At 67.0% G+C, this 355-nt stretch carries 2 protein-coding genes; both read right to left on the bottom strand.

The genetic code is table 11. The annotated features are described in order from the left end of the window. The coding region (locus C6N31_RS44905) for an adenosylhomocysteinase (RefSeq protein WP_232486362.1) at positions 1–91 on the bottom strand (91 nt) is incomplete at its 3' end. After that, on the bottom strand, positions 69–355 hold a 287-nt coding region (locus C6N31_RS42655), incomplete at its 5' end, for a methylenetetrahydrofolate reductase (RefSeq protein ID WP_198359683.1). The genes C6N31_RS44905 and C6N31_RS42655, both read right to left, overlap by 23 nt.

The following is a 355-nucleotide window of genomic DNA, read 5'->3' as shown; positions in this document are numbered from 1 at the left end:
TCTCGTGCTCGGCCAGCGTGATCTCCTTGCGGCCGTAAGCGGCCTGGGAGATGTCCGCGACCTTGAAATCAGCGGCGGTGAGGAACGGCATCTGCACTCCTAATGTTTCGGTGAATGTCCAAGGCGGCCGTGGACCGATTGAGGGTGATGTAGTGGAGCCCCGGAGCGCCGGCGTCGAGCAGGCGCTGGGCCAGCCGCGTAGCGTGGTCCACCCCGATCCGGTGGGCGACGTCCGGGTCGTGCTCGGCCGCCGCCAACTGGGCTGCCAGATCGTCCGGGAACGTCGCATTGCTCAGTTCGGCGAAGCGCCGGATCTGCCGGACGTCGGTGGCGGGCATGATCTCCGGGATGATCG

Origin of the sequence: Streptomyces fildesensis (assembly GCF_016107395.1) — a bacterium.
Taxonomy (GTDB): domain Bacteria; phylum Actinomycetota; class Actinomycetes; order Streptomycetales; family Streptomycetaceae; genus Actinacidiphila; species Actinacidiphila fildesensis.
This window is presented reverse-complemented; position numbering and strand designations above follow the sequence as displayed.